General features: G+C 55.6%; 2 rRNA genes (1 of these 2 only partly in view). Both read left to right on the forward strand.

From position 1 onward, the window contains the following. Positions 1-2,628 (forward strand): 23S ribosomal RNA (locus G6024_RS01380); it begins 468 nt to the left of the window's first position. 91 nt (positions 2,629-2,719) lie between these two features. After that, positions 2,720-2,836: ribosomal RNA gene (rrf, locus tag G6024_RS01385) — 5S ribosomal RNA — on the forward strand. Positions 2,837-2,845 lie beyond the last annotated feature (9 nt).

The following is a 2,845-nucleotide window of genomic DNA, read 5'->3' on the forward strand; positions in this document are numbered from 1 at the left end:
CGTGAAATCTGCTGTGAATCTGCCGGGACCACCCGGTAAGCCTAAATACTTCTTGGTGACCGATAGCGGATTAGTACCGTGAGGGAATGGTGAAAAGTACCCCGGGAGGGGAGTGAAATAGTACCTGAAACCGTGTGCTTACAATCCGTCAGAGGCTCATAAGCTGATGGCGTGCCTTTTGAAGAATGAGCCTGCGAGTTAGTGGTATGTCGCGAGGTTAACCCGTGTGGGGAAGCCGTAGCGAAAGCGAGTCCTAATAGGGCGTTTGAGTGGCATGCTCTAGACCCGAAGCGGAGTGATCTACCCATGGCCAGTGTGAAGCGACGGTAAGACGTCGTGGAGGCGCGAACCCACTTAGGTTGAAAACTGAGGGGATGAGTTGTGGGTAGGGGTGAAAGGCCAATCAAACTCCGTGATAGCTGGTTCTCCCCGAAATGCATTTAGGTGCAGCGTCGCATGTTTCACCTCGGAGGTAGAGCTACTGGATGGCCGATGGGCCCTACAAGGTTACTGACGTCAGCCAAACTCCGAATGCCGAGGTGTGAGAGTGCGGCAGTGAGACTGTGGGGGATAAGCTTCATAGTCGAGAGGGAAACAGCCCAGATCGCCGGCTAAGGCCCCTAAGCGTGTACTAAGTGGAAAAGGATGTGGGATCGCTGAGACAGCCAGGAGGTTGGCTTAGAAGCAGCCACCCTTGAAAGAGTGCGTAATAGCTCACTGGTCAAGTGGTCCTGCGCCGACAATTTAGCGGGGCTCAAGTACACCGCCGAAGCCGCGGCATTCATACAATAACCTCCTCCGGGCAGGTGTATGGATGGGTAGGGGAGCGTCGTGTGGCCATAGAAGCGTCGGAGTGATCCAGGCGTGGAGGCCACACGAGTGAGAATGCAGGCATGAGTAGCGAATGACGAGTGAGAAACTCGTCCGCCGAATGATCAAGGGTTCCTGGGTCAAGCTAATCTGCCCAGGGTGAGTCGGGACCTAAGGCGAGGCCGACAGGCGTAGTCGATGGACAACGGGTTGATATTCCCGTACCCGTGTGTGCGCGCCCATGGTGAATCAGTGATACTAACCGCCCTGAACGTCCTAGAGCATCCTTCGGGATGACGTGGACCGGATGCGCGGGACCTGAACTGGTAGTAGCCAAGCGATGGGGTGACGCAGGAAGGTAGCTGGGCCAGTCAGTGGTTGTACTGGTGTAAGAGTGTAGGCCGTGACATAGGCAAATCCGTGTCACATCAAGGCTGAGACTTGATGCATACCCGTTGTGGGGAATTCAGTGATCCTATGCTGCCGAGAAAAGCCTCTAGTGAGTTCATACACGGCCCGTACCCCAAACCGACACAGGTGATCAGGTAGAGAATACCAAGGCGATCGAGAGAACTGTGGTTAAGGAACTCGGCAAAATGCCCCCGTAACTTCGGGAGAAGGGGGACCACGCCCGGTGGCGATCCTTGCGATCTGAGCTGGGGGTGGTCGCAGAGACCAGAGAGAAGCGACTGTTTACTAAAAACACAGGTCCGTGCGAAGACGTAAGTCGATGTATACGGACTGACGCCTGCCCGGTGCTGGAAGGTTAAGAGGACCGGTTAGCCGCAAGGCGAAGCTGAGAATTTAAGCCCCAGTAAACGGCGGTGGTAACTATAACCATCCTAAGGTAGCGAAATTCCTTGTCGGGTAAGTTCCGACCTGCACGAATGGCGTAACGACTTCTCTGCTGTCTCGACCACAGACTCGGCGAAATTGCACTACGAGTAAAGATGCTCGTTACGCGCGGCAGGACGAAAAGACCCCGGGACCTTTACTATAGCTTGGTATTGGCGTTCGATTCGGTTTGTGTAGGATAGGTGGGAGACTGTGAAGCATGCACGCCAGTGTGTGTGGAGTCGTTGTTGAAATACCACTCTGATCGTATTGGACGTCTAACCTCGGCCCATGATCTGGGTTAGGGACAGTGCCTGGTGGGTAGTTTAACTGGGGCGGTTGCCTCCTAAAGAGTAACGGAGGCGCCCAAAGGTTCCCTCAGCCTGGATGGCAATCAGGTGTTGAGTGCAAGTGCACAAGGGAGCTTGACTGTGAGACTGACACGTCGAGCAGGGACGAAAGTCGGGACTAGTGATCCGGCACCGGCAAGTGGAAGCGGTGTCGCTCAACGGATAAAAGGTACCCCGGGGATAACAGGCTGATCTTCCCCAAGAGTCCATATCGACGGGATGGTTTGGCACCTCGATGTCGGCTCGTCGCATCCTGGGGCTGGAGTAGGTCCCAAGGGTTGGGCTGTTCGCCCATTAAAGCGGCACGCGAGCTGGGTTTAGAACGTCGTGAGACAGTTCGGTCTCTATCCGCCGCGCGCGTAAGAAACTTGAGGAAGGCTGTCCCTAGTACGAGAGGACCGGGACGGACGAACCTCTGGTGTGCCAGTTGTTCCACCAGGAGCATCGCTGGTTAGCTACGTTCGGAAGGGATAACCGCTGAAAGCATCTAAGCGGGAAGCCTGTTCCAAGATGAGGTTTCTCACCACCTTCGCGTGGTTAAGGCCCCCCACAGACCATGGGGTTGATAGGCCGGAACTGGAAGCGCAGCAATGCGTGCAGGTGACCGGTACTAATCGGCCGAGGGCTTACACACAAACAGCCCCTAAAGAATCGCAACGCGTCCACTGTGCAGTATCTGAAACAACACACCCACGCAAAAACACGTGGGCCTTGTTTCACAGAGTTACGGCGGCCATAGCGGCAGGGAAACGCCCGGTCCCATTCCGAACCCGGAAGCTAAGCCTGCCAGCGCCGATGGTACTGCACTCGTGAGGGTGTGGGAGAGTAGGTCACCGCCGAACACAACTTCA

Origin of the sequence: Dietzia maris (assembly GCF_014144855.1) — a bacterium.
In the GTDB taxonomy this organism is placed as follows: Bacteria; Actinomycetota; Actinomycetes; order Mycobacteriales; family Mycobacteriaceae; genus Dietzia; species Dietzia kunjamensis.